This is a genomic window from Aquamicrobium terrae (genome assembly GCF_040545735.1).
GTDB lineage: Bacteria > Pseudomonadota > Alphaproteobacteria > Rhizobiales > Rhizobiaceae > Mesorhizobium > Mesorhizobium terrae_A.
The window spans coordinates 66,537-89,852 of the sequence record NZ_JBEPML010000011.1; the positions used below are offsets into that span (position 1 = coordinate 66,537).

A 23,316-nucleotide genomic window follows, 5' to 3' on the forward strand; every position below is an offset into this window, starting at 1 on the left:
CGTTGTCCCGGACCTATCCTACTTCTGGCAGGCCCGGCAATAAAAGGTCGAGCGCCCGCTCTGCACGATCCGCTCGACATGGCCGGCGCAGCCCGGCGTGGGGCAGGGCTCGCCCTCGCGGTCGTAGACGGCGAAGCTGTGCTGGAAATAGCCCAGCGAGCCGTCGGTGTGCATGTAGTCGCGCAGCGAGGAGCCGCCGGCGGCGATGGCGTCGGCGATCACGGCGCGGATCGATGCAGCCAGTTTCTCGCGTTGCGCTGCCGCCTTGCGCCCCGGTACGGCGATGGTGCCAGCCGCCCTCAGCGGCGAGAGGCCGGCCCGCCACAGCGCTTCGCACACATATATATTGCCGAGGCCGGCGATCATGCGCTGGTCGAGCAGCGCGGCCTTCAGCGGGGCCTTGCGGTTGCGGAACAGGGTGGCGAGCAGGTCGGCGTCGAGGGCGTTGCCGGTCGGCTCCACGCCGAGGCCGGCCAGCATCGGGTGCTCGTCCGGCGGGGTTTCGGAAAACAGCATGAAGCCGAAGCGGCGCGGATCGTTGAACACGATGCGATGGCGGGCCTGCGTGGCGGACACCACGTCGAAGATGACGTGGTCATGGGCGGAATCCTTCGATCTCTCATAGTGGAAGCTGCCGGGGGTGGCGGTTTCCGCGCCGTCCTCGATGCGGAACGACCCGGTCATGCCGAGGTGGCAGATCAGCACGGGCCCGTCCTCGACATGCATGGTCAGGTATTTGGCCCGGCGGCCGAGGGCGGTGACGGTGCGGCTGTCCAGCCGTTCGGCGAAGCGCTCGGGCAGGGGAAAGCGCAGGTCGGGCCGCCTTGCTTCCACCTTGACGATCCGTGCGCCCTCCAGCACCGGCTGCAAGCCGCGCCGGACGGTTTCGACCTCGGGCAGTTCAGGCATGGCCACCGATCTCGCGATAGAAGGAGGTTCCGTATTTTCCGGGCGCGGTGCCCAGATGCCGGGCGACGGTTTCGCCGATGTCGGAAAAGGTGGGCCTCAGGCCCACGCTGCCGCCGGCAAGCCCGGGCGCCATGCCCATCAGCGGTATGCGCTCGCGTGTATGGTCGGTGCCGCGCCAGGTCGGGTCGTTGCCATGGTCGGCGGTGAGCAGGAACAGGTCGCCCGTTTTCAGCCGCGCCAGCGCTTCCGGCACGCGGCGGTCGAAGGCTTCGAGGGCCGCGGCATAGCCGGGCGTGTCGCGGCGATGGCCGAACTCGGTGTCGAAATCGACGAAATTGGCGAACACGAAGTCGCCGTCGCCGGCCTCGTCCATCGCCGCCAGCGCCTGGTCGAACATCGCCATGTTGCCGGCCGCCTTGCGCAGCTTGGTCACGCCGCGATGGGCGAAGATATCGCCGATCTTGCCGATGGCGAGCACGCGCCCGCCTGCCTCGGTGATGCGGTCGAGAAGCGTGGGCTCGGGCGGCGAGACGGAATAGTCGCGCCGGCCCGGCGTACGCGTGAATGTGCCGGGCGCTTCGCCGAGGAAGGGGCGGGCGATGACCCTGCCGATCTTCAGCGGGTCGCACAACCGCCGCACCACCTTGCAGAACCCATAGAGCCGTTCGAGGCCGAAATGCTCCTCGTGCGCCGCGATCTGCAGCACGGAATCCACCGAAGTGTAGCAGATCGGCTTGCCCGTCGCGATGTGCTCGGCCCCGAACTGCTCGATGATGGTGGTGCCGTCGGCATGGCGATTGCCGAGAATGCCCGGCACATGCCCCTCACGGATCATGGCTTTGGTAAGGGCGGCGGGAAATGCCGGCACCGTATCCGGAAACCGGCCCCAGCCGAAGCGCAGCGGCAGTCCCGCGATCTCCCAATGGCCGGAGGGCGTGTCCTTGCCGCTCGAAATCTCCTGCGCGGCGCCATGGAAGGCAAAGGGCAGGAGCGAACCATGGCCGGCCTCGAATGTGTATCCGGTCGCGACCCGCGCCGCTTCGCCGAGCCCGAGCGAGGCCATATGCGGCACATGAAGGGGGCCGGCGCGCAGGCCGGGCCGGTCGGCCAGCCCCGCGCGACAGGCATCGGCGATATGGCCGAAGGTATTGGCGCCCTCGTCTCCGAACTGGGCGGCATCCGCCGCACCGCCTATGCCGAAGGAATCGAGGACGAAGACGAATGCACGCGCCATTGCAGCCTTGCTGTGGCGATCGCGACGTTCGGAAGCGGCAAGGCGCCCGGGCGCGGATCGGAATGATCGGACGGGCAGGCATCAGGAGTGCAGCGACGCCGGCCCGGGCGCCCAGACATAGGCTTCGGGCCGGTCCTTTGCAATCGGCAAGCTGGAATGAACCCCTGCCGCCGCGTCAGCAATTGGTGCAGGAAATCTCGCGCCTGATGCGCGGACGGGCATAATAGACCTCGTTCATCTCGATATTGTTGAAGATGCCAATGAGGCCGGAGGCGTTCTCCTTGTCCGACCAGGCGATCACCGGCTTGTAGCCGAGGTTGCTTTCCACGCGGATGAGGAAACTGTCGCCGGTCTTGAGCGCCAGGGGCACCGTAACAGGGCTATTTTTGGCCGGGCCGGCAGCATAAGCGCCGTCGACCAGCTTTCCCGACCAGGCCACTGTGGGAACGGCGCCTTTCTCGTCGCTCGAAATCTTGATCGCGGTGACGGTGATCGTCGGGGTCGAGCGGTTATAGGGGCGCATCGTCGTCTCGCCGATCTGCATGATGCCTTTCAGCGCATCCGCCGACATGGTGTCCTGCTGTCCCACGAGATCGGCCACCATGGCGCCCAGCCGGCTGACCTGCCTGCTGGTTTCGATGCCCTGCACGGCCTCGACCGTGATGAAATAGAGGATGAGCATGATCGGCGCGATGAAGGCGAACTCCACCGCCGCGACGCCGCGCCGGTCACGGCCGAAGCGAATGATCCTTCCGGTAAGTGCCTTCATCATCTGCAGTGCCCCCGCACCAGCGCCATGGTTGCCGTTCCTCGCCATGGCCGATCAAAATGGCTCGTTCTGCCAGGTCATGGTGGCGAAGTGCAGTGTCTTGCCACCTTTGATATTGGCCATGTATTTGCTCATGAAATCGGTGATCACCGGCCATTTGTAGAACACCCGAAGCATGTTCTTCGACATGGTCGTTCCCGGATCGATGGCAAAGTCCTTTTCCTGGATATTGCCGGGTGTCAGGACAATCTTGTCCTCGTCGATAACAAAGCCGTATTGGGCGGCATCGGAGAATTTGTCGAAGCTGCGCAGGTCGATCAGCAGTCCCGGACATTCCTTGGTCACGATGATCTCGAGCCGCCGGCATATCTGTCCTTTGATCTCTTCCTTCAGCGCTTCCCTTTCCGGCGGCGTGGCCGGGGCCCTCAACTGCCCGGTCCGGAACTGGCGCGCCACGTCGTCGGCGGCATTGGCCAGAACCTGCTTGCCGGCGAACGATATGCAGCTTTCCAGGATGGCGAAGGTCAGCAGCGCGAACGGCAGGATCAGCATGCTGAATTCGATGGCGACGCTGCCGCTGGCGTCGCGCCGGAACCGCGAAAGCAGGCCGGTGCGCGGCTTGCCGCCTGCGCCGGAATTGTTGGAACCGCTGCCCATGTCTGTCTTGCCCGACCCCGTTGCCAGTGATCGGGACTATAGCCGCAAGCCGTTGAGGTCCGGTTTGGACGGCCGCTAAATTGCAGCGATCCGCATTAACCGCGCCTCAACCATCATCTGGGGTTCGGAAAAGCCTCGGCCCTTAATTGCCGCCGATGGGCGCGCCGTTCTGGGGCGCGTTTTCGCAATAGGGCGTGCAGAACAGGGTGAGCACGTCGGCACGACGGTAGATCCGCACGGTCGAGGCGGTCTGGCGCACCACTGTGACCTGCTCGTCCATGATCGGCGCGCCCTCCCTGTCGAGGATCACCAGATTGGTGACGCCGAAGCCCTTGCCGGTGAGGATGACGGTGGTGGCATCCTGCACCGACGCGTCGGCGATCGCCGAGTTGCCCACCACGATGGTGTCGGCGGCCCGCGGCAGCTTGACGATGCGCGCCTCGTTCATCACCACCTCGATGCCGGCCTGCATGGCTGCCGGCGCGGTGGCTTCCGCCACCGGTTCCGCCGGGGCGGGTTCGGCGGCGAAGGCCGCGCAGCCGCCGGCGGCAAGCATCGCGCCCGCAAGCAAAACCGATCTCGACATGGACATGCCAGTTCTCCCGCTCCGCCAGAGTGTTCAACGGAATATGAACGGCAGTGGTGAACCAACGGTTAAGCCGGCCGTCGAGCCTCGGATCGGCAAGATCACCGATCCTTAACGCCACGCCTGTAGAGTGCCGGTATCGCTCACTTCCGGTGTTCTGCCTATGCTTGAAGCTCTCATCTTCGTGGTTTTTCCGTTCTGCATGGTCTTTGCGGCGGTATCCGACATCTTGTCGATGACCATCGCCAACCGCGTCTCGCTGGTGCTGGTGGCGGCCTTCATGGTGATCGCGCCGCTGACCGGCATGGACTGGAGCGTGTTCGGCCTGCATCTGGCCGCCGGGGCGCTGGTCTTGTGCGCGACTTTCGTCCTGTTCGCCATCGGCGGCATGGGCGGGGGCGACGCCAAGCTCATGGCCGCCACTGCCGTCTGGATGGGCTTCGACATGCTTCTGGTGGAATATCTGATCTATGCGTCGTTCGTCGGCGGCCTGCTGACCCTGGCGACCATGGCCTACCGCAAGTCAGTGCTGGCGGATTTCACGCGCCACAATATGTTTCTGCGCCACTTCGCCGACACCCGGGTGGGCATCCCCTATGGCGTCGCGCTGGGCTTTGCCGGCTTGATGATCTATCCCAAGACGGCGCTCGTCGCCTGGGCGCTGGCGCGCCTGACGGTCTGATCCGTCCCGTTCTTCCGATTCCCGAGACGCCGCACCGCCTGTGCGGCGTTTCTTTTTTGCCGGACGGGAAGCGATAAACCTTGCGTTAAGCAAAATCGTAAGGGCGGCATTAACCATAATTTGAGGATTGCCGCTGCAATGTCCGACCCGGGTTGTGGTTTGCCAGGGGCTAGGGGTTGGACATATGCCTGCTTCCAGACTGATAATTCTGGGCGTTGCGGTCGCTGCTGCCGGCGGTGCGGGCTACGTCGCCAAGAACATGGCGGTGCCGCCGCCGCCCGAGGTCGTGGTGGCGCCGGGGCCGCAGGAACCGGCCATCAGGATGGTGGACGTGGCGGTGATGTCGGGCGATGTGCCGATCGGCGCCCCGCTCGGCTCCAACGTCACATGGGCTTCCTGGCCGGCCGACGCGGTCAACCAGCATTTCATCACACGCGAGAACGAGCCCGACGCGGTCGAGAAGCTCAAGGGCTCGGTCACGCGCATGGCCATGTACAGCGGCGAGCCGGTGCGGCGCGTCAAGCTGATCGACGAAGGCCAGAGCTTCATGTCCTCGATCCTGCCGTCCGGCCATCGCGCCGTGGCGACATCGATAGCCGCCGACACTTCGGCGGGCGGCTTCATCCTGCCCAACGACTATGTCGACGTCATCATGACGCGCCGCTCCGATACGGCCGGCGGTACGGGTTTCACCACCGAAACCATCTTGCAGAACATCCGCGTGCTCGCCATCGACCAGACCATCCAGGAGGATGAGGAAGGCAAGAAGACACGGGTCGGCCAGACGGCGACGCTGGAGCTGACGCCGCAGCAGGCCGAGATCATCACGGTTGCCCAGCAGATGGCCGACCGGCTGACGCTGGCCCTGCGCTCGATCAAGGACACGCAGGAAACCGGTCTGGACGAGGCCGACTATCTGGTCAGCGGTGCCGGCCGTCGGGGCACGGTACGGCTCATCAAGTCCGGCGAGATTTCCGAAGTGGGGGCAAGGAAATGAGGTCTTACGCAAAATTCCCTGCCGCCGTCGCCGCGGCCATGGTGCTGTTCGCTGTGGCCGGTCCGCCCGCAACGGTGCCGGCCGATGCCGCCAGCGGCGTGCGCGCCACGGCGGCCAACCAGCGCATCAAGCTCGGGCTCAACAAATCGGTGGTCGTCGACCTGCCGCGCGACGCCTATGACATTCTGGTGGCGAATCCCGGCGTGGCCGATGCGGTGACGCGCACCTCGCGGCGCATCTACCTGTTCGGCAAGTCGGTCGGCGAAACCAACATCTTCGTGTTCGGCCCCAACGGCGAGCAGATCGCCAGCTTCGACCTTTCCGTCGAGCGCGATGTGGCCGGCATCGAGGGCTATCTGAAGCGCTTCATCCCGAATTCCGACATCAAGGTCGAACTGGTCAACGACAATGTGGTGCTGACCGGCACCGTGGAGACCCCGCTGGACGCCAAGCGTGCCGTACAGCTCGCCAACGCCTTTGTTACCGGTGGTGAGGCCACGACCGGCCAGTATTCCCAGACCGCCGCCGGCGGTTCATCCAATTCGGGCGTCGATATCGACAATCCTGACAGCCAGCGCCAGCGCAGCGCCATCATCAACATGCTGCAGATCATGGGTGAGGATCAGGTCACCTTGAAGGTAACGGTGGCTGAGGTCAGCCGGTCGGTCATGAAGCAACTCGGCGTCAACATGGTGGCGCAGACGAGCGGCATACGCTTCGATATGCTCAATCCAACGAACCTCATCCAGGCCGGCACGGGTCTCGGGGGTGCCGATCTGGTGCGCGGCTATGTCAACGCCATGGAGCAGGCCGGCGTCATGCGTACGTTGGCCGAACCGACGCTGAGCGCGATCTCGGGTGAGAAGGCAACGTTCCGGGCCGGTGGCGAATACAACATCGTTGCCAATGTGGTTAATGAAGAAGGGCGGACCGTCCGCACTCTGGAAAAGATCGAATATGGCATAGGGCTCGAATTCCAGCCGGTGGTCCTGTCGCCCGGCCGCATCAGCCTGAAGGTTCGCACGTCGGTTTCCGAACCAACCCCGGAAGGTTCGGTCGACATGGAAGGCCAGAATATCCTGTCGCTGCGCAAGCGGCTGGCCGATACTACCGTCGAGTTGCCGTCGGGCGGTTCGATGATGATTGCCGGTTTGGTCAACGACAATTCACGCCAGATCTACAACCGCATTCCGGGCCTTTCGCAGGTTCCTGTGCTCGGCACCCTCTTTCGCAGTCGTGATTTTGTGCGCAGCGAGACCGAACTGGTGATCCTTGTCACGCCTTATCTGTCGAAGCCGGTGGCGCGGAACGAGCTGGCCAAGCCGGACGACAATTTCAATGCCGCCAGCGATGGCGCCGCCATGTTCCTCGGCCGGGTCAATCGCGTCTACGGCACCATGAAAACCGACAAGCCCGCTGGTCGCTATCACGGCGTGGTCGGCTTCATCTACAAGTGAGCGGGGAAACGAGCATGTTCAGGGCAAGGGCAAATGGTGCGGTCTTGGCTGTGGCCGTCGCCGCGCTGCTGGCAGGATGCGCCAAGCGCGACAGCATCGTCGTGGGGTCCATCCCCGACGACTACCGCACCAATCATCCGATCGTGATTTCGGAAAAGGACAGGACGCTTGACCTGCCGGTGGCGGCGTCGGCGCAAGGCGTTTCGAAGGCGCAGCGCCAGGCGCTGGCCGGCTTCCTCGACGGCTATGACACCGGCGCCGCACCTGTACTGACCATCGTGGCGCCGTCCGGATCGGCCAACGAATATGCGGCCGGCAAGGTCGCGCGCGAATTCGCCCGGCTGGCCGCCGCCAATGGCGTCAGGCCCAACCGCATCGCGATGGCCCGCTATCAGGCTTCGCCGGATGAGCTGACCGCGCCGGTAAGGCTCGTCTACAGCTCGATACAGGCGCAGACGGGCAAATGCGGCCGCTGGCCCAAGGACGTTCTGGATACGGCCGACAACAAGCACTACGCCAATTTCGGCTGCTCCTACCAGAACAACCTCGCTGCCCAGATCGCCAATCCGGCCGATCTGATGGGGCCGCGCAAGCAGACCACGATCGATGCGGAAAATCGCAATGAGGTCATTGATATCTATCGGGAAGCCGGAAACGGCACGACCGCCGGTGAAGTGAACTATTGACGAAGATGGCCTGTCCGGGGGGCAAGCAGCATGACCAATCTAGCCTATGAACATGCCATGGATGCCGGCGCCGATCTCCACGATTCGGCGGCCATGCAGGCCGTGCGGCCGATCCCGCGCATTTCCATCCAGGCCTTCTGCGAAAGCGAGGGGGTGACGGCCCCCATCGAGCGTGCCGGCGAGGACCGCCGCATGGCGAAGGCGCACCTCAAGGTGCATATGGGCGGCATCCCGACGGCCATCGAGTTCTACCAGACCGCGCCGACGCCGAACCTGATCCTGCTGGAATCGCGCAGCGAGCCGAGGGAATTGCTCGACCAGCTTGCGCGACTGGCCGAGCATTGCGACCCCAGCACCAAGGTGGTGGTCATCGGCCACTACAACGATGTCGGTCTCTATCGCGAGCTGATCCGCAACGGCATCTCCGAATATGTCGTCGCGCCGGTGTCCATGGCCGATATCGTCGGCGTCATCGCCGCCATCTTCGTCGATCCCGAGGCCGAGCCGATCGGCCGCTCCATCGCCTTCGTCGGCGCCAAGGGAGGCACCGGTTCCTCCACCATCGCGCACAATGTCGGCTGGGCGGTCTCCTCGCTGTTCAAGTCGGAGGTCGTGGTGGCCGACCTCGACCTGGCTTTCGGCACGGCCAACATCAATTTCGACCAGGACCCCGCGCAGGGCATCGCCGAGGCGGTGTTCTCGCCCGAGCGCGTGGACGAGGTCTATCTCGACCGCCTGCTGGCGCAGTGCGCCGACAATCTGTCGCTGCTCGCCGCGCCCTCGACGCTGGAGCGCGTCTATGATTTCGAGGCCGATGCCTTCGCGCAGATCATCGACACGGCGCAACGCACCGCGCCGATCCTCATTCTCGACGTTCCGCATATCTGGAGCGGGTGGAGCAAGCACACGCTCATCCATGCCGACGAGGTGGTCATCACCGCGACGCCCGAACTCGCCAATCTGCGCAACACCAAGAACCTGATGGATATGCTCAAGCGCCTGCGGCCGAACGATCCGCCGCCGAAGCTGGTGCTCAACCAGACCGGCGTGCCGAAGCGGCCCGAGATCTCCGCACAGGATTTCGCCGAACCGCTCGATATCGAGCCGATGGCGGTCATTCCGTTCGAGCCGCAGCTTTTCGGCAACGCCGCCAACAACGGGCGCATGCTGGGCGAGATGGACGCCAAGAGCCCGATCGTGGCCACCATCAACGAGATCGCCCATGTGCTGACCGGGCGCGCCGAGATCAAGACCCGCAGGAAGCCGGGCCTCGGAACGATCCTCGGAAAGCTGCGCCGCGCAAAGTAAGCGCCCCTGCGGCGCGTGATAGGTGAACGATCATGTTCGGAAGAAGAGGCAACGACGACAGGGGCAAGCCGGCATTCTCGCGCCCGGCGCCTGCACCGGCCGCACCCGCAACGGCCTCGGGCGGCGCGGATGCGCCGGCGGTCATGGCCCGCCCAGCGGCATCGCCCGCGGCCCCGCCGCCGGCCCGCCGCCCGGTCGAGGCGCCGCCGCTGGCGTCCCAGCCCCCGCGCACGCAGCGCCAGCGCAGCGAAAGCTACTACGACACCAAGAGCCAGGTCTTCGCCGCCCTGATCGACACGATCGACCTGTCGCAGCTTGCCAAGCTGGAGCCCGATGCGGCGCGCGAGGAAATCCGCGATATCGTCAACGACATCATCGCGATCAAGAATTTCGCCATGTCGATCGCCGAGCAGGAGGAATTGCTCGAGGACATCTGCAACGACGTGCTCGGCTACGGCCCGCTGGAGCCGCTTCTGGCCCGCGACGACATCGCCGACATCATGGTGAACGGCTCCCGCAACGTCTATATCGAGGTCAACGGCAAGGTCGAGCAGACCGGCATCCGCTTCCGCGACAACCAGCAACTGCTCAACATCTGCCAGCGCATCGTCAGCCAGGTAGGCCGGCGCGTCGACGAATCCTCGCCGATCTGCGACGCCCGCCTTCCCGACGGCTCCCGCGTCAACGTCATCGCGCCGCCGCTCGCCATCGACGGCACGGCGCTGACCATCCGCAAGTTCAAGAAGGACAAGCTCACCCTCGACCAGCTCGTGCGCTTCGGCGCCATCTCGCCGGAGGGCGCCGAAATCCTCAAGATCATCGGCCGCGTGCGCTGCAACGTGGTGATTTCGGGCGGCACCGGTTCGGGCAAGACCACGCTGCTCAACTGCCTGACCAACTATGTCGACCGTGAGGAACGCGTCATCACCTGCGAGGACTCGGCCGAATTGCAGCTCCAGCAGCCGCATGTGGTGCGCCTAGAAACCCGCCCGCCGAACCTGGAAGGCGAGGGCGAGGTGACCATGCGCGATCTCGTCAAGAACTGCCTGCGCATGCGACCCGAGCGTATCATCGTGGGCGAGGTGCGCGGCCCCGAGGTCTTCGACCTCCTGCAGGCCATGAACACCGGCCATGACGGCTCCATGGGCACCATCCACTCCAACAGCCCGCGCGAATGCCTCAACCGTATGGAATCGATGATCGCCATGGGCGGCTATTCGCTGCCGCAGCGCACCGTGCGCGAGATCATCGTCGGTTCGGTGGACGTCATCATCCAGGCCGCGCGCCTGCGCGACGGCTCGCGCCGCATCACCCACATCACCGAGGTGATCGGCATGGAAGGCGATGTCATCATCACCCAGGACCTCGTCGTCTACAACATCAAGGGCGAGGACAGCAGCGGCAGGTTGCTCGGCGAGCATGTCTCCACCGGCATCGGCCGCCCGCATTTCTGGGACCGCGCCCGCTATTATGGCGAGGAGCAGCGGCTGGCCAATGCTCTGGAAGCCATGGAGAAGCGCGCCGATTGAGCCGGTGAGCGTGGAGTGCGACCGCGATGTTTGGAATTGACAGCACCGTTCTGATGTTCATCGCGCTGGCCGGCGTCAGCGCCGGCGCTGTCGCCTATGCGTTCCTGTTCAACCGCATCAGCGAGGAAAAGAACGTCGGCAAGCGCCTGCAGACCATCAAGGCGGCCGAGACCGACCGCGGTGTGGTCAAGGCGTCGCGCGACCGCATGGCCGAGGCGGCCAAGCGGCGCAAGTCGGTGCAGGAATCGCTGAAGGAACTGGACGAGAAGCAGAAGCTCCAGGAGCGCAACGTCAAGAAGCCGCCGCTGAAGGTGCAGATCCGCCAGGCCGGCATGGACGTGACCATGGAGCGCTTCTACCTTTATTCGGCCGTCAGCGGCCTGGGGCTGACGCTGGTCGCCTTCGTCATCGGCCTGCCGACCATCATCCTGCCGGGCGTCCTGATCGCCGGGGCTCTGGGCCTGCCGCGCTGGTTCGTCTCCTTCCGGCGCGCGCGCCGCATCAAGGCCTTCCTGAACGAGTTCCCCAATGCGCTCGACATCATCGTGCGCGCGGTGAAGTCGGGCCTGCCGCTGAATGACGGCGTGCGCCTGATCGCCAACGAGGCGCCGGAGCCGGTGCGCGGCGAGTTCCGCCGCATCGTCGATTCGCAGCAGATGGGCCTGTCGATCCCCGAGGCGACCATGCGCATGCCCGAAACCATGCCGTGCTCGGAAGCGGCCTTCTTCGGCATCGTCATCCAGATCCAGTCCCAGGCCGGCGGCAACCTGTCGGAAGCGCTGGGCAACCTGTCGCGCGTGCTGCGCGACCGCAAGAAGATGAAGGCCAAGGTCTCGGCGCTGTCGATGGAAGCGCGGGCCTCCGCCGTCATCATCGGTTCGCTGCCGTTCATCATCGCCTTCCTGGTGTATCTCACCAGCCCGACCTACATCATTCCGCTGTTCACCACCTCGACCGGCCACCTCATCCTCGGCATATCCGGGGTGTGGATGTCGATCGGTATCCTGGTGATGCGCAAGATGATGAATTTCGAAGTCTAGAGCATGATGCCGAAATGGGGGAACCGGTTTCGGAAAGACCATGCTCTGACAAGATAGATGGAGCCAGATGACGTTCGGGAAAACGTCATCGAACTCTTCCGCGCCGGGATCGCCCGCCGGAGCCGTTGATTGGAGCATGCCGTGTCCGACCAAGCCATCAAGACCCTGACCGATCCGGCATTCCTGACGGCCATTCTGGTTGGCATCGCCGTATTCGCCACCATGATGACGCTGCTGCCGGCCTTCGGCGGCAACCAGCTCAAGAGCCGCATGAAGGCGGTGGCGCTGGAGCGCGACGAACTGCGCGCCAGGCAGCGCGCCCGCCTTGCCGCCGAGGCGGAGCAGCGCAGCCGCGGCCTGCGCGAGCAGCAATCCATCGGCATGCGCAATATCGTCGAGAAGCTCGACCTGCGCCGCCTCCTGGCCGACGAGAACACGGTCCGCCACCTCAAGACGGCCGGCTTTCGCGGCCAGAACCCGCTGACCAAATTCCTGTTCTTCCGCCTCGTCCTGCCGTTCGTCGGCCTCGCCTTCGCGGTGCTCTACATCTTCGGCCTCGGCGTGATGGAGGACAAGCCGCTGATGATCCGCATCTTCGCCTGCATCGGCGCGGCCTATGCGGGCTTCTATGCACCGGTCATCTACGTCACCAACCGGGCCACCAAGCGCAAGGAATCGATCAAGCGCGCCTGGCCGGATGCGCTGGACCTGATGCTGATCTGCGTCGAATCGGGCATGTCGATCGAGGCCGCGATGCGCAAGGTGGCCGAGGAGATCGGCACGCAGTCGGTCGAGCTGGCCGAGGAGTTCGTGCTGACCACGGCCGAACTGTCCTATCTGCAGGAGCGGCGGCAGGCTTACGAGAACCTGGCCGAGCGCACCGGGCTCGAGCCGGTCAAGTCGGTCACGCAGGCGCTGATCCAGGCCGAGCGCTACGGCACGCCGGTGGCCCATGCGCTGCGCGTGCTGGCCAGCGAAAGCCGCGACGCGCGCATGACGGAGGCCGAGAAGAAGGCGGCCGCCCTGCCGCCAAAGCTTACCGTGCCGATGATCCTGTTCTTCCTGCCGGTCCTGTTCGCCATCATCCTCGGGCCGGCCGGCATCCAGCTCAGCCAGAACGGCGGCTTCTTCGGCGACAAGCCGACCAGTTCCACCAGCGCCAGCAGTGAATGACAGGTGGGAAGGAGGGGGCCGCGAGCGCCCCCTTTCCGCTTACATGTGATCGCGCGGGATGCGGGCGCTGCGTTCGCGTTCGAACACGCCGCGCCCGTCATGGAACGCTTCCATGCGCTCGGAAACGATCCATTCCGTTTCGGTGCAGGAAAGCTTCATGGTGCTGCGCGTCCTGGCCTCCCAGCCTTCGCGCGCGGTGATGCATATGGACATGATCTCGGCGGTCATCGACAGCGGGTCGCCCGGCGAGATCGACCAGACCTGCTCGACGATGTCGCGCGCGCCGAGCCCGTTGCCGGGGTGCCGGTTCAGGCCGGTGTCTTCGCTCACGCGATAGCGGGTGACCCCGTTTTCCAGATCGCGCTCGACCGTCCGGGCCGAGGAACCTTTCTCCAGCGTCTCGTAACGCGGCAGGGGATCGGGATTGGCCGGCTCCGGCACGTCGATCCGGCGGTGGTCGCCGAGCAGAGGCAGGGCCAGTTCGACCGAGGAAAGGTCGATGTCGAGCGTCGCGTCATAGGGAGGCGGCAGCATGGTCGGCCAATAGGCGCTGGACAGCGACAGGCGGATGCGGTGGCCCGGCGCGAAGCGGTAGCCGCAGGCGTCGAGCACCAGTTCCACATCGACCGGCGCGCCCGGCTTCAGGACCTGCGGTTCGGCATTGCCGTTGCGGTGGGCGAGGTTGAGCACGCCATAGCAGACGCGGGTGGCCGTGCCGTCCGGGTGCACGTCCACCAGCCGTGCGGCCAGATTGGCGAGCGGCGCGTCGCTGGTCAGGCGCAGCTTCAGGACGGGCTGGCCGAGGATGACGCATTCCTCGCCGAGCGCCTCGCTGTCGAAGGTGAGCGAGCCGGCGTCGTCGAGGCGCTGGTCGCCGGCCATTTCCGAATCCGGCTTGAGAGTGAAGAACTCGCCCGCGGCGATGCCGGTGTCCAGCGGGGAACGCAGCGCGGCCGTGCCGGAAGCGGTGGCGCGGGGGCTGCCTTCCAGGCGGCCCGATGCGCCGAGGGCCAGCGTGATGGCTTCCGGCTCCTGCCACGCATCCTTGGCGATCCAGTAGCCCGGATCGGCCTCGCGCCAGCGCGCGGGGCGGGGGCCGTCGAGAATATAGGCGCGCACCTGCGGCACCTGCTCGGCGCCGTTTTCTTCGCCGCACAGCCAGCGCCGCCACCAGGCGATCGCCTCGGCGTGGAAGTCGGCGCGCGGCTTGGGATAGGCGAAATGCGGATATTTGTGCACCCACGGGCCGACCAGCGCCTTGGCCTTGTCCGGCATGCCGGCCACAGCCTTGAGCGGCGTATTGCGGTAGCCGTCCGCCCAGCCGGCGATCACCAGCGCGGGAACAGGAAACCCGTCGAAATCCTCGCAGATCGAGCCGTGCTCCCAGAAGGCGTCGCGGCGCTGATGGGCCAGCCATTCCTCCATGAAGAACGGCTCCTGCTCCAGCCGCTCCAGCCACATGTCGCGCCAACGTTCGCCGGCGATCTCCGGGTCGGGAGAGCGCGACTGGTAGGCGCTCATCGTCGCCGCCCAGGAAAACTGCGCCGACAGGTGCGTGCCGTTCTTGTAGTGGATGTCGTCATTGTAGCGGTCGACGGTCGAGGCGATGGAAATCACCGCCTTGAGCGCCGGCGGCTTCAGCGCCGCCACCTGCAGGCAATTGAAGCCGCCCCAGGAAATGCCCATCATGCCGACGCTGCCGTTGGACCATGGCTGCGCGGTGATCCATTCGATCACCTCGACTGCGTCGGAAAGCTCGCGCGGCGTGTATTCGCCGTCGATCACGCCTTCGGATTCGCCGCTGCCGCGGATATCGACGCGGACCCCCGCGATGCCCGCCGCGGCGAACACCGGATAGGTCGATTCATCGCGCGGCGCGGTGCCGTTGCGCTTGCGATAGGGCAGGAACTCCAGCACGGCCGGCACCGTCGCGCCGGGGCCCGCATCGTCCGGCATCCAGATGCGCGCCGCCAGGCGCGTGCCGTCCTTCAGGGGGATCCATTCGTTCTCGATGACGTGGAAGGTCTTGCTGGTCATGGGTCTCGTCGCAAAAATTCAAGGGCACGACAGGAATTGCCCGCCGTGCGAGGCTGGAAAGGGCAGGGCGGCTCAGGTCAGGCTTCGAGCCAGACCCGGCTGGCGATGCGGCCGTTGGAAACGTCGTTGCCGATGTCGTGGACGAAGCCTTTCAGCTTCTTGGTGGAGGCGTTCACATAGTCGTTGAACACCGGCAGGATCAGCCCGCCCTCGTTGTGGATCATCAGCGCCATGTCGCGATAGAGCGCGCGCCGCTTGGTTTCGTCCAGTTCGGCGCGGGCGCGCACCGCCATCTCGTCGAAGTCGGGGCGCTTGAAGCGGGTGTCGTTCCACTCGGCATTGGAGACGTAGGAGGTGGAATAGCGCGAATCCTGCGTTGGACGCCCGCCCCAGTAGGAGGCGCAGAAGGGCTGCACGTTCCACACTTCCGACCAGTAGCCGTCGCTCGGCTCGCGCCGCACGTCGAGCGTGATGCCGGCCTTGGCGGCGCTTTGCTGGAAAAGCTGCGCCGCATCGACCGCGCCGGGGAAGGCGGCCTCGGAGGTGCGCAGCAGGATCGGCCCGTCATGGCCGGACTTCTTGAAGTGGAACGCCGCCTTTTCGGGGTCGTAGACGCGCTGTTCGATATCGGTCGGCGCCAGCGCATAGTTGGCGTTGACCGGATAGTCGTTGCCGATGGTGCCGAAGCCGCCGACCACCTGCTTGAGGATCGCCTCGCGGTCGACCGCATATTTCAGTGCCATGCGCAGGTCGTTGTTGTCGAAGGGCGCCGTGTCGCAATGCATCAGGAACGAGTAGAAGCCCTTGCCGGAGCTTTGCAGGATCTCGACGGTCGGCGCCCGCGACAGCAGCGGCACCACCTTCGGCTCGACGACGTTGATGAAATCGACCTGTCCGGCGCTCAGCGCGCTGATGCGGGCGGTCGAATCGTTCATCACGATGATCTCGACGCCGTCGACGAAACCGCGGTCGTCGCGCCAGTCATTGGTGTTGCGCTCGAACGTGGCGCGGATGCCCGGCTCGAAGGCGACCAGCTTGTAGGGGCCGGTGCCGATCGCCGCATTGGGGTTGCCGGCGCCGCCCTCGGGCTGGATCTGGAGGTGGTAGTCGGTCAGCACCAGCGGCAGGTCGGCATTGCCTTCCTCCAGCACAATGACCAGATCGCCGCCGCGATCCTCGATCTGCTTGATTCCGGACAGAAGCCCCAGCGCGCCGGATTGGGAACTCTCGTCGGCATGGCGGCGCAGCGTGGCCACGGCATCGGCGACCGTCATCGGCTTGCCGTCATGGAAGGAAACGCCCTGCCTGATCTTGAAGGTCCATTCCTTGGCGTCGGGGGACGGCGACCAGGATTCGGCCAGCGACGGCAGCGCCGCGCCCGTCTCGGGATGGGACTCGATCAGCGTGTCGCCCCAGCAATGGGCCATGACGAACAGCACGCTGGCTGATGCCAGCGCCGGGTCCAGCGTGTCGGCGGAAGCGCCGCCCGCCAGTCCCATCCGCAGCGTGCCGCCGCGCACCGGCTCCTGCGCGCGGGCCGGCGCGGCGATCAGCGTGCCGGCGGTGGCCGAAAGGCCGAGGAGCGCGCTGCCTTGCAGGAAGCCGCGGCGGGAAACATTGAAGCTGCTGCGAAACTCGGACATCGGAAGCCCCTCGGTGCCATTGTTGTTGTGAGGAATAATGGACCCCGGCCCTGCGGACGCAATTTCGCTGCTTGACGCGTTTTTAAGCAAGTTTACGCTGCTTGGATGCGCAAATTCCATGAACATTTTGGTGAGAACCTGAGGCTGGCCTGCAGCACGCGGCATTCGATCTCCGAATTGTGCCGTGCGGTGGGCCTAAACCGGCAGCAGTTCAACCGCTATATCAATGGCGGCACGCTGCCGTCCGCCCACAATCGGCTCCGGATCGCGACCGTCTTTGGCCTCGATCCTGCCGATTTCGACCTGCCCCCCGGTGCGTTCCGGCGCAAGCTGGAGGAGAAGCGCCGGCCGGTTCTGGCGGAAGGGCCGCTGGCCGATGCCTTCCCGGGCAATTTGCAGGCCCTTCGCCCCTATCTGGGCTTTTACCAGACCTGGCATGTGTCGCTGTCCTGGCCCGACCTCATCGTCTGTTCCTGCGCGCATCTGCGCGAACGGGACGGTCAGATCCTCGTCACCTCGCTGGAGCGGATCGAGGATGCGCAGAGCGGCATCCGCCAGCGCTCGCGCTATGTCGGGCTGGCGGCCTTCCAGCGCCAGCGCATCTTCCTGACCGAGACGACACGCGGACAGGCGCCCACGTTCGGCCAGACGATCCTGATGCCGTTCGAAATCCACCAGCGCCAATACCTGCGCGGCCTGACGATGGGCGTCTCATGGCGCAACGACAATCTGCCCTATGCCACGCGCACCGTTTGGCGCTTTCGCGGCCCGCACACGGACAGGCGCGCGCTCATCGCCAATTGCGGCACCTACGCCCTCAATTCGGCCAGCCTGCCGTCGGTGGTGGTGTCGTTCCTGACGCAGGCCGAACCTGTCTCCCTGCGGGTTTGACAGGCAAAAGGCGCCCGATCCGGGCGTCTTGAGGTCCGCGCTCAGTTGGCGGCGGATTTCTTGCCGTCCTGCGCCTTGAGCTGGCTCCACGCGTTCTGCTGGGCCAGCATGGAGCGCAGATAGGCGACGTTGGCGCGCGCCTGGTCCGGCGAAAGCTCCTGCGAGGCGATGCGCTCGGCCTCGTCGAAACGGCCCTGCAGGCCGACGACCAGCGCGAGGTTCTGGCGCACGCGGCTGTCGGCGCCCGGCTGCCGCGCGGCCGAGGCGAGGAAGGTCTCCGCCGTCTTCAGATCGCCTTCGAGCACATAGGACATGCCCATGTTGGACAGCACCGAGGGCTCGTCCGGCTTCAGGTCGAGGGCCCGGCGATAGAGCTGGCGGGCCTCGTCCTTCTGGCCGATCTGGTCGAGGATGGCGCCCTCGGCCGACATCAGCCGCCAGTCGGGATATTCGGGCGTCTGGGCGCGGCGCACGGCGTCGAGGGCAGGTTCGAGCTGGCCGTTGGCGGCAAGCGCCTTGCCATAGGCGGCCAGCACCTGCCGGTCCTTCGGATGGGAGATGGCGAGCTTGCGCATGACGGCCAGCGACTGCTCGGCATTGCCGTCCATCTGCAGCACTGTGGCGAACTTGATCGCGGTGGCCTTGTCGTCCGGATTGGCGGCATAGGCCTTGCCGAGCCGCGCCGAGGCGCTGCGCAACTGGCCGCTCGACAGGGTTGCGATGGCCCCGTCGCTGCCGGTGCGGCCGATCGAGCCGGTCTTCATCTTGTCGGTGCCGCAGCCCGAGACGCCGGCCATCAGTGCAATGGCAAGTGCCGCCGTGGCAAGGCGACGTCCGGTTGCGGCGTGAATGCGCCATTGCTGCATGAGAGCCCCCATCTGCTGGCGCGGCCGTTTCAGGCGGCCGATCCTTATGCGCAGCAATAGTCCGTTAACCCTAATGCTTGGTTAATTCGGGCGCCGCACGCGCCGGAAGCGCTGCGAAATCAGGCGTTGTTTTCGAGGGCAGGAAAGCGCCGGCGAGGTCCGCCGGCGCCAATCCGGAAAGATCAAGCCTATGCCGCCCGTTCATGCTCCGTAGCTGCCTGCGGGTTCGCCATGTAAGGGCGGGTCGGCGTCCAGCCGCCGAGGTCGGCGCCGCTCGGGTTCTGGAAAACCGCCAGCCCGAATTCGGGCAGGATGGCGAACAGATGGTCGAAGATGTCGGCCTGTATGCCTTCATAGGAGGCCCACACCGTCGTGCCGGTGAAGCAGTAGATCTCGATCGGCAGGCCCTCGGGGCCGGGCGGCAACTGCCGCACCATGATGGTCATGGCCTTGTGCACGCCGGGGTGGTTGCGCAGGTAGGTTTCGACATAGGCGCGGAAGGTGCCGATATTGGTCACCCGGCGGGTGTTGGCCGCCACCTTGGCGCGCTCGCCGAGCTTGCCGTTCCATTCGCTGATCTCGGCCTGCTTGTGCTTCAGATAGGTTTCCAGATGTCCGAAGGATTCGAGCCTGGCCAGTTCCTCGGGCGTCAGGAAACGGATGCTGGTCTGGTCGAGACAGAGCGCCCGCTTGATGCGTCGCCCGCCCGATTCCTGCATGCCGCGCCAGTTCTTGAACGATTCGGTGACCAGTTTGCGGATCGGGATCGTGGTGATGGTCTTGTCGAAATTGCGCACCTGCACCGTATGCAGGGCGATCTCGATGACGTCGCCGTCGGCGTTGAGGCTCGGCATCTCGATCCAGTCGCCGACCCGCACCATGCCGGTCGACGAGATCTGGATGCCGGCGACCAGGGACAGCAGCGTGTCCTGGAAGACCAGGATGAGGACGGCGGCCATGGCGCCGAGGCCGGAAAGCAGGATCAGCGGCGAGCGGTCGATGAGCGTGGCGATCATCAGCAGCGCGGCGACGACGTAGACCGCGATCTTGACGACCTGGATATAGCCCTTGATCGGCTTCATCCGGGCGTCCGGCCGGCGGTGGTAGAGCGTGTCAACGATGTTGAAGACGGCGCTGATCGCCATCGCCACCATCAGGATCATGAAGGCGTTGGCGACGTTCATGACCACCGTGGCCAGCACCTCGGGCAGGCCCGGGACCAGCCCGATCCCGCCGGCGATCACCATGGCCGGCATCACATTGGCCAGCCGCTCGATGACGCCGTGGCGGCGCAGCTCCTCGTCCCGCCCGAAGGGCGTCCTGTCGACGATGTGGTTGAGAATCCGCAGAAGAACCGACTTCACGACGAAGTTGGCGAACAGCGCCGCCAGTATGAGCGCGCCCAGCGCAACCAATGTCTGGAGCCATGGGTAGGACTGGAAAAATTCCTGGATTGAGACCGTCACTGTCTCGCTTGCCTCATCTTTACGGGGATTGAGCCGGGTGGGGTTTGATGTGGCCGCAACATAGCGTTGCGGCTGTCGTTATTTAAACCCCCTACGGCAATGTTTACCCCGGATGACCGAATTGTTACCGGCGAGGGATCAAAACCAAACGGACAGGGGCATCGGCCGCCCCTGTCCGCCCGCAAGTCTGGCCATGGCTCATGACAAGACGGTGATGCGGCCTTTCATGTTGGGATGGAAGCGGCAGTAATATTCGACGCTGTCGCTTTGTTCGGCCACTTTCGTCGCCGTCTTGCCGGGCGGGATCATCACCTCCCATCTGCCCTTGACGGTCGCGGTGTGGGCGAATGGGTCCCTGTTCGTCCATTCGATCGTCTGGCCGGCCTTCACCTCGATCTCGGCGGGGATGAAGACCAGCTTTTCGATGGCGACATGGACGGTGCCAGCCTCCGCGCGGGCGAGGCGGCTGCCGGCCAGAACCGCGCTCCCCAGCGCAAGGAAACACCGCCGGTCGAGGAGCATGGCCATCACTTCAGTTCCGCCGCGACATGCTCGGCATGTTGCTGGTGGCCCTGGAACAGCTTCAGCCCGGTTTCCAGAAGCCCCTTCAGTTCGGCATTCTGGGCGGACGGGATCAGCAGCGTCTCCAGCGCCGCGTTGACCTGCTTGTGATAGGCGACCTCGTTGTCGATATAGGCCTTGTCGAAGGCGGCGCCGTCGAGCTTGGCAAGCTCGGCCCGCTTTTCCTCCGCCGCCTTGGCCAGCGCCTGGCTGGTGGCGTTGTCCTCGGGCGTGACGTTCAGCTTCTTGACCAGCGCCAGCGCCTGCTCGTTCACCGCCTCATGGTCCTTCTGCATGGATTGCGCGAACTCGGTGACGGCCTTGGTCTCGGTCTTGGTGAGCGCCAGCTTGGCCGCCTCGATGTCGATGAGGCCGGCGCTGTAGGCGATATGGGCGATCTGCGGGTCGGTCGGCTTGTCCTGTGCGTTCGCCAGAGGTGCGGCCAGCAGGAGGCATGCCGCGCCAAGCGCGGCGATCAGATGCGATCTCATGAATATCTCCTTCGCGGCGGCATGATCCGCCGCTTTCCGGGCATTTACGCAGCATTCGATGCTGTCGCCCCGGAAATGTTCCCGCTATTTCAGGAGATCGAGCCTTGCGAGCACCGCTTCGGTCAGCCGCTCGCAGCGCGTGCCGGCAAAGGGGAAGGCATCGACCAGGATCGGCCCGACCTGCGCTTCCAGCCGGTCCTTGACCAGCTTGCGGGCGCGGTGGAGCCGTGTCCTGACCGTGGCCGGCCGCAGGCCGAGCAGGGTCGCGGTCTCCTCGACGCTCAGCCCTTCGATGACCCTTGCCACGAACACGATGCGGAAGGCGTGGGGAAGGTCGTCGGTTGCCTGCTCGACGAGGTGGAGAAGCTGCCGCTGTGCCATGGTGCGTTCCGGGTCGTCGCCAGAAATGGCGGTGGGAAAGGGGATGATTTGCGATTGTCCCGTCGCGACATCGGCAGGGGCGGCACGCTTGAGGCGCTTTTGGGAACGCAGGCGCGCGAAGGCCTCGTTCAGCGTGATGCGCGACAGCCATGTGGCGAGCGAGGAATCGCCGCGAAAGCTGTCCAGGCTGGTGAAGGCACGCAGATAGGCCTCCTGAAGCACGTCCTCGGCATCCGCATTGGAGCCGACCACGGCCCGCGCGAGACGATAGAGCCGCTGGTTGTGGCGCTTGATGATCTGGCGGATGGCGTCGGCATCGCGCCGCGCGGCGCGCCGCACGAGATCGGCTTCCGGCTGCGGCTGAAGTCGGGACAAAGCTGGCGAAGCTGGCATCGGATTGCTCCTTCTGGAACTATATCCGATGGCGTCCGATCCGAAAGGTTCCCGTTTCGGATTGCAATATGCCGCCCTCTATCGACAATGACTGCCGGCCAACGCTGTCCGAGTCGCCGCCTTCTGGAGATGTTCATGCCTGTCGAACTTGCCGCCCCCGATCTTGCCGGAGCCCTTGCCGTCCATCTCGTTGCGAAGGACGGGCTCGAAAGCGCCGGCTTGTCGCCGCAGGCGGTGGCCTGGGCGAAGGCCAACGGCTTCAACGGCGAGGCCGGCAAGATGCTGGTGCTGCCCGGCGAGGGCGGCAGGATCGGCGGGGCGCTGTTCGGCCTCGGCAACGGATCCGGCGGCGCGCTGGCGCTGGGCAGCCTTGCCCGATCGCTGCCGGCGGGCGACTGGCGGTTGGACGGCAAGCTGGACAAGCCGGAAGTGGCGGCGCTGGCCCTTGCGCTCGGCGGCTATGTCTTCACACGCTACGGCAAGAAGCCGGGCCGGGCGCTCCGGCTCGCGCTGCCGGAAGGGGCGGATGCCGAACGTCTGGAGCGCCTTGCCGAAGGCGTGTTCCTGGCCCGCGATCTGGTCAACACGCCGACCAACGACATGGGCCCCGACGCGCTGGAACAGGCGGTGCGGGAACTGGCCGAAAGGCATGGCGCGAAGGTTTCCGTGACGGCCGGCGACGACCTTCTCACCGCCAATTTCCCGATGATCCATGCGGTGGGCCGCGCCGCGGCGCAGGCGCCGCGCCTTATCGATCTGCGCTGGGGGCCGGAAGACGCGCCAAAGGTGACGCTGGTCGGCAAGGGCGTGTGCTTCGACACCGGCGGGCTCGACATCAAGCCGGCTTCCGGCATGCTGTTGATGAAGAAGGATATGGGCGGGGCCGCCAATGTGCTGGGCCTTGCCTCGATGATCATGGCGGCCGGTCTCAGGCTGCGGCTGCGCGTGCTGATCCCGGCTGTCGAGAACGCCATTGCCGGCAATGCCTTCCGGCCGGGCGACGTGCTGCAAAGCCGCAAGGGCATCACAGTGGAGATCGGCAACACCGATGCCGAGGGGCGTCTGGTGCTTGGCGATGCGCTGGCGCTGGCCGACGAGGAGAAGCCGGACCTGCTGATCGACATGGCGACGCTGACGGGCGCGGCGCGCGTGGCGCTCGGCCCCGACCTGCCGCCCTTCTACACCGACGACGAGGCGCTGGCCGCCGAGATCGCTGCCGCATCCGCCGAGGTCGAGGACCCACTGTGGCGCATGCCGTTGTGGCGGCCCTACGACGCCAGGCTGGCCTCCAAGGTGGCCGACATGAACAACGTCACCACGGACGGCTTCGCCGGCTCGATCACCGCCGCCCTGTTCCTCAGGCGCTTTGTGGAGGATGCAGCCTCCTGGGTGCATTTCGATATCTTCGCTTGGAACCCAGCCGAACGGCCGCACGGGCCGGTGGGCGGGGAGGCCCAGGGAATCCGCGCGCTGGAGCGGGTGATTTCAAAACGCTTCGGGTAGTTATTCACGGCGGGGTCGATTATTCGGCACGCTCCAACGTTCCGGCATGGATTCCCG

General features: G+C 65.5%; 22 protein-coding genes. 10 read left to right on the forward strand and 12 right to left on the reverse strand.

Annotated features, from left to right (window positions below; all coding sequences use genetic code 11):
• Positions 1 to 18: 18 nt before the first annotated feature.
• From mutM to ABID37_RS16100, 5 genes are all read right to left on the reverse strand, one after another.
• Complete coding sequence (mutM, locus tag ABID37_RS16080) at positions 19 to 909, reverse strand: bifunctional DNA-formamidopyrimidine glycosylase/DNA-(apurinic or apyrimidinic site) lyase (protein WP_354196544.1); 891 nt, start codon at positions 907 to 909, stop codon at positions 19 to 21.
• Positions 902 to 2,143 (reverse strand): phosphopentomutase, encoded by a 1,242-nt coding sequence (locus ABID37_RS16085; RefSeq protein WP_354196546.1) that lies wholly within the window; start codon positions 2,141 to 2,143, stop codon positions 902 to 904. Before ABID37_RS16085 ends, mutM begins: the two co-directional genes overlap by 8 nt.
• 175 nt (positions 2,144 to 2,318) lie before the next feature.
• A complete protein-coding gene (locus ABID37_RS16090; RefSeq protein WP_354196548.1) occupies positions 2,319 to 2,915 on the reverse strand; it encodes a TadE/TadG family type IV pilus assembly protein in 597 nt (198 codons plus the stop codon).
• 51 nt (positions 2,916 to 2,966) lie between these two features.
• Positions 2,967 to 3,569, reverse strand: coding sequence for a TadE/TadG family type IV pilus assembly protein (locus ABID37_RS16095; protein WP_354196550.1), 603 nt, complete (start codon positions 3,567 to 3,569; stop codon positions 2,967 to 2,969).
• Positions 3,570 to 3,711: 142 nt separating this feature from the next.
• Entirely contained in the window at positions 3,712 to 4,161 is a 450-nt protein-coding gene (locus ABID37_RS16100) for a pilus assembly protein N-terminal domain-containing protein (protein ID WP_354196552.1), read from the reverse strand.
• Between the two features lie 157 nt (positions 4,162 to 4,318).
• Between ABID37_RS16100 and ABID37_RS16105 the strand changes: the two genes are divergently transcribed.
• The 8 genes from ABID37_RS16105 to ABID37_RS16140 all read left to right on the forward strand — a co-directional run bounded on the left by ABID37_RS16105 (position 4,319) and on the right by ABID37_RS16140 (position 13,027).
• Positions 4,319 to 4,837: an A24 family peptidase gene (locus ABID37_RS16105; RefSeq protein WP_354196554.1), complete on the forward strand. Its 519-nt coding sequence runs from the start codon at positions 4,319 to 4,321 to the stop codon at positions 4,835 to 4,837.
• A 184-nt stretch (positions 4,838 to 5,021) separates the two neighbouring features.
• On the forward strand, positions 5,022 to 5,834 hold the full coding sequence (cpaB, locus tag ABID37_RS16110) for a Flp pilus assembly protein CpaB (protein WP_354196556.1): 813 nt from the start codon (positions 5,022 to 5,024) through the stop codon (positions 5,832 to 5,834).
• The gene (locus ABID37_RS16115) at positions 5,831 to 7,291 is read left to right on the forward strand and encodes a type II and III secretion system protein family protein (RefSeq protein WP_354196558.1); all 1,461 of its coding nucleotides are present in this window, start codon (positions 5,831 to 5,833) and stop codon (positions 7,289 to 7,291) included. The genes cpaB and ABID37_RS16115 overlap by 4 nt, the downstream gene beginning before the upstream one ends.
• Positions 7,292 to 7,305: 14 nt before the next feature.
• Complete coding sequence (locus ABID37_RS16120; protein ID WP_354196560.1) at positions 7,306 to 7,977, forward strand: CpaD family pilus assembly protein; 672 nt, start codon at positions 7,306 to 7,308, stop codon at positions 7,975 to 7,977.
• 30 nt (positions 7,978 to 8,007) lie between these two features.
• A complete protein-coding gene (locus ABID37_RS16125; protein WP_354196562.1) occupies positions 8,008 to 9,285 on the forward strand; it encodes a CpaE/TadZ family protein in 1,278 nt (425 codons plus the stop codon).
• Between the two features lie 32 nt (positions 9,286 to 9,317).
• Entirely contained in the window at positions 9,318 to 10,814 is a 1,497-nt protein-coding gene (locus tag ABID37_RS16130; protein WP_354196564.1) for a TadA family conjugal transfer-associated ATPase, read from the forward strand.
• Positions 10,815 to 10,840: 26 nt separating this feature from the next.
• Entirely contained in the window at positions 10,841 to 11,854 is a 1,014-nt protein-coding gene (locus tag ABID37_RS16135; RefSeq protein WP_354196566.1) for a type II secretion system F family protein, read from the forward strand.
• A 141-nt stretch (positions 11,855 to 11,995) separates the two neighbouring features.
• Positions 11,996 to 13,027 (forward strand): type II secretion system F family protein, encoded by a 1,032-nt coding sequence (locus tag ABID37_RS16140; RefSeq protein WP_354196568.1) that lies wholly within the window; start codon positions 11,996 to 11,998, stop codon positions 13,025 to 13,027.
• 39 nt (positions 13,028 to 13,066) lie between these two features.
• On the opposite strand, the gene ABID37_RS16145 is transcribed toward ABID37_RS16140, so the two are convergent.
• Together ABID37_RS16145 and ABID37_RS16150 are read right to left on the reverse strand one after the other, a co-directional pair.
• Positions 13,067 to 15,064 carry a CocE/NonD family hydrolase gene (locus ABID37_RS16145; protein WP_354196570.1) on the reverse strand — a complete coding sequence of 666 codons (1,998 nt, stop codon included), beginning with the start codon at positions 15,062 to 15,064 and terminating at the stop codon, positions 13,067 to 13,069.
• Between the two features lie 77 nt (positions 15,065 to 15,141).
• On the reverse strand, positions 15,142 to 16,707 hold the full coding sequence (locus ABID37_RS16150; protein WP_354196572.1) for an ABC transporter substrate-binding protein: 1,566 nt from the start codon (positions 16,705 to 16,707) through the stop codon (positions 15,142 to 15,144).
• A gap of 105 nt (positions 16,708 to 16,812) precedes the next feature.
• Here ABID37_RS16150 and ABID37_RS16155 point away from each other — a divergent pair, with 105 nt between their 5' ends.
• A complete protein-coding gene (locus tag ABID37_RS16155; RefSeq protein ID WP_354196574.1) occupies positions 16,813 to 17,598 on the forward strand; it encodes a helix-turn-helix domain-containing protein in 786 nt (261 codons plus the stop codon).
• A 41-nt stretch (positions 17,599 to 17,639) separates the two neighbouring features.
• On the opposite strand, the gene ABID37_RS16160 is transcribed toward ABID37_RS16155, so the two are convergent.
• From ABID37_RS16160 to ABID37_RS16180, 5 genes are all read right to left on the reverse strand, one after another.
• Entirely contained in the window at positions 17,640 to 18,464 is an 825-nt protein-coding gene (locus tag ABID37_RS16160) for a tetratricopeptide repeat protein (protein ID WP_354196576.1), read from the reverse strand.
• Positions 18,465 to 18,652: 188 nt separating this feature from the next.
• Positions 18,653 to 19,918, reverse strand: coding sequence for a mechanosensitive ion channel family protein (locus ABID37_RS16165; RefSeq protein WP_354196775.1), 1,266 nt, complete (start codon positions 19,916 to 19,918; stop codon positions 18,653 to 18,655).
• A gap of 210 nt (positions 19,919 to 20,128) precedes the next feature.
• Complete coding sequence (locus ABID37_RS16170) at positions 20,129 to 20,452, reverse strand: cupredoxin domain-containing protein (RefSeq protein ID WP_435521574.1); 324 nt, start codon at positions 20,450 to 20,452, stop codon at positions 20,129 to 20,131.
• A 5-nt stretch (positions 20,453 to 20,457) separates the two neighbouring features.
• On the reverse strand, positions 20,458 to 20,982 hold the full coding sequence (locus ABID37_RS16175; RefSeq protein ID WP_354196580.1) for a DUF4142 domain-containing protein: 525 nt from the start codon (positions 20,980 to 20,982) through the stop codon (positions 20,458 to 20,460).
• 84 nt (positions 20,983 to 21,066) lie between these two features.
• Positions 21,067 to 21,756 (reverse strand): RNA polymerase sigma factor, encoded by a 690-nt coding sequence (locus ABID37_RS16180; protein WP_354196582.1) that lies wholly within the window; start codon positions 21,754 to 21,756, stop codon positions 21,067 to 21,069.
• A 135-nt stretch (positions 21,757 to 21,891) separates the two neighbouring features.
• Between ABID37_RS16180 and ABID37_RS16185 the strand changes: the two genes are divergently transcribed.
• Positions 21,892 to 23,259, forward strand: a complete 1,368-nt coding sequence (locus ABID37_RS16185) for a leucyl aminopeptidase family protein (protein WP_354196584.1) — start codon at positions 21,892 to 21,894, stop codon at positions 23,257 to 23,259.
• Positions 23,260 to 23,316: the final 57 nt, after the last annotated feature.

Excerpts from the sequence above, each read along its gene's own strand:
- ABID37_RS16175 (WP_354196580.1), bottom strand. The coding sequence starts at position 20,982 with ATGAGATCGCATCTGATCGCCGCGCTTGGCGCGGCATGCCTCCTGCTG.
- ABID37_RS16155 (WP_354196574.1), top strand. The coding sequence starts at position 16,813 with ATGCGCAAATTCCATGAACATTTTGGTGAGAACCTGAGGCTGGCCTGC.
- ABID37_RS16150 (WP_354196572.1), bottom strand. The coding sequence starts at position 16,707 with ATGTCCGAGTTTCGCAGCAGCTTCAATGTTTCCCGCCGCGGCTTCCTG.
- ABID37_RS16100 (WP_354196552.1), bottom strand. The coding sequence starts at position 4,161 with ATGTCCATGTCGAGATCGGTTTTGCTTGCGGGCGCGATGCTTGCCGCC.
- ABID37_RS16130 (WP_354196564.1), top strand. The coding sequence starts at position 9,318 with ATGTTCGGAAGAAGAGGCAACGACGACAGGGGCAAGCCGGCATTCTCG.
- ABID37_RS16090 (WP_354196548.1), bottom strand. The coding sequence starts at position 2,915 with ATGATGAAGGCACTTACCGGAAGGATCATTCGCTTCGGCCGTGACCGG.
- ABID37_RS16145 (WP_354196570.1), bottom strand. The coding sequence starts at position 15,064 with ATGACCAGCAAGACCTTCCACGTCATCGAGAACGAATGGATCCCCCTG.
- ABID37_RS16185 (WP_354196584.1), top strand. The coding sequence starts at position 21,892 with ATGCCTGTCGAACTTGCCGCCCCCGATCTTGCCGGAGCCCTTGCCGTC.
- ABID37_RS16170 (WP_435521574.1), bottom strand. The coding sequence starts at position 20,452 with ATGCTCCTCGACCGGCGGTGTTTCCTTGCGCTGGGGAGCGCGGTTCTG.
- mutM (WP_354196544.1), bottom strand. The coding sequence starts at position 909 with ATGCCTGAACTGCCCGAGGTCGAAACCGTCCGGCGCGGCTTGCAGCCG.
- ABID37_RS16120 (WP_354196560.1), top strand. The coding sequence starts at position 7,306 with ATGTTCAGGGCAAGGGCAAATGGTGCGGTCTTGGCTGTGGCCGTCGCC.
- ABID37_RS16125 (WP_354196562.1), top strand. The coding sequence starts at position 8,008 with ATGACCAATCTAGCCTATGAACATGCCATGGATGCCGGCGCCGATCTC.
- ABID37_RS16160 (WP_354196576.1), bottom strand. The coding sequence starts at position 18,464 with ATGCAGCAATGGCGCATTCACGCCGCAACCGGACGTCGCCTTGCCACG.
- ABID37_RS16180 (WP_354196582.1), bottom strand. The coding sequence starts at position 21,756 with ATGCCAGCTTCGCCAGCTTTGTCCCGACTTCAGCCGCAGCCGGAAGCC.
- ABID37_RS16135 (WP_354196566.1), top strand. The coding sequence starts at position 10,841 with ATGTTTGGAATTGACAGCACCGTTCTGATGTTCATCGCGCTGGCCGGC.
- cpaB (WP_354196556.1), top strand. The coding sequence starts at position 5,022 with ATGCCTGCTTCCAGACTGATAATTCTGGGCGTTGCGGTCGCTGCTGCC.
- ABID37_RS16095 (WP_354196550.1), bottom strand. The coding sequence starts at position 3,569 with ATGGGCAGCGGTTCCAACAATTCCGGCGCAGGCGGCAAGCCGCGCACC.
- ABID37_RS16115 (WP_354196558.1), top strand. The coding sequence starts at position 5,831 with ATGAGGTCTTACGCAAAATTCCCTGCCGCCGTCGCCGCGGCCATGGTG.
- ABID37_RS16085 (WP_354196546.1), bottom strand. The coding sequence starts at position 2,143 with ATGGCGCGTGCATTCGTCTTCGTCCTCGATTCCTTCGGCATAGGCGGT.
- ABID37_RS16105 (WP_354196554.1), top strand. The coding sequence starts at position 4,319 with ATGCTTGAAGCTCTCATCTTCGTGGTTTTTCCGTTCTGCATGGTCTTT.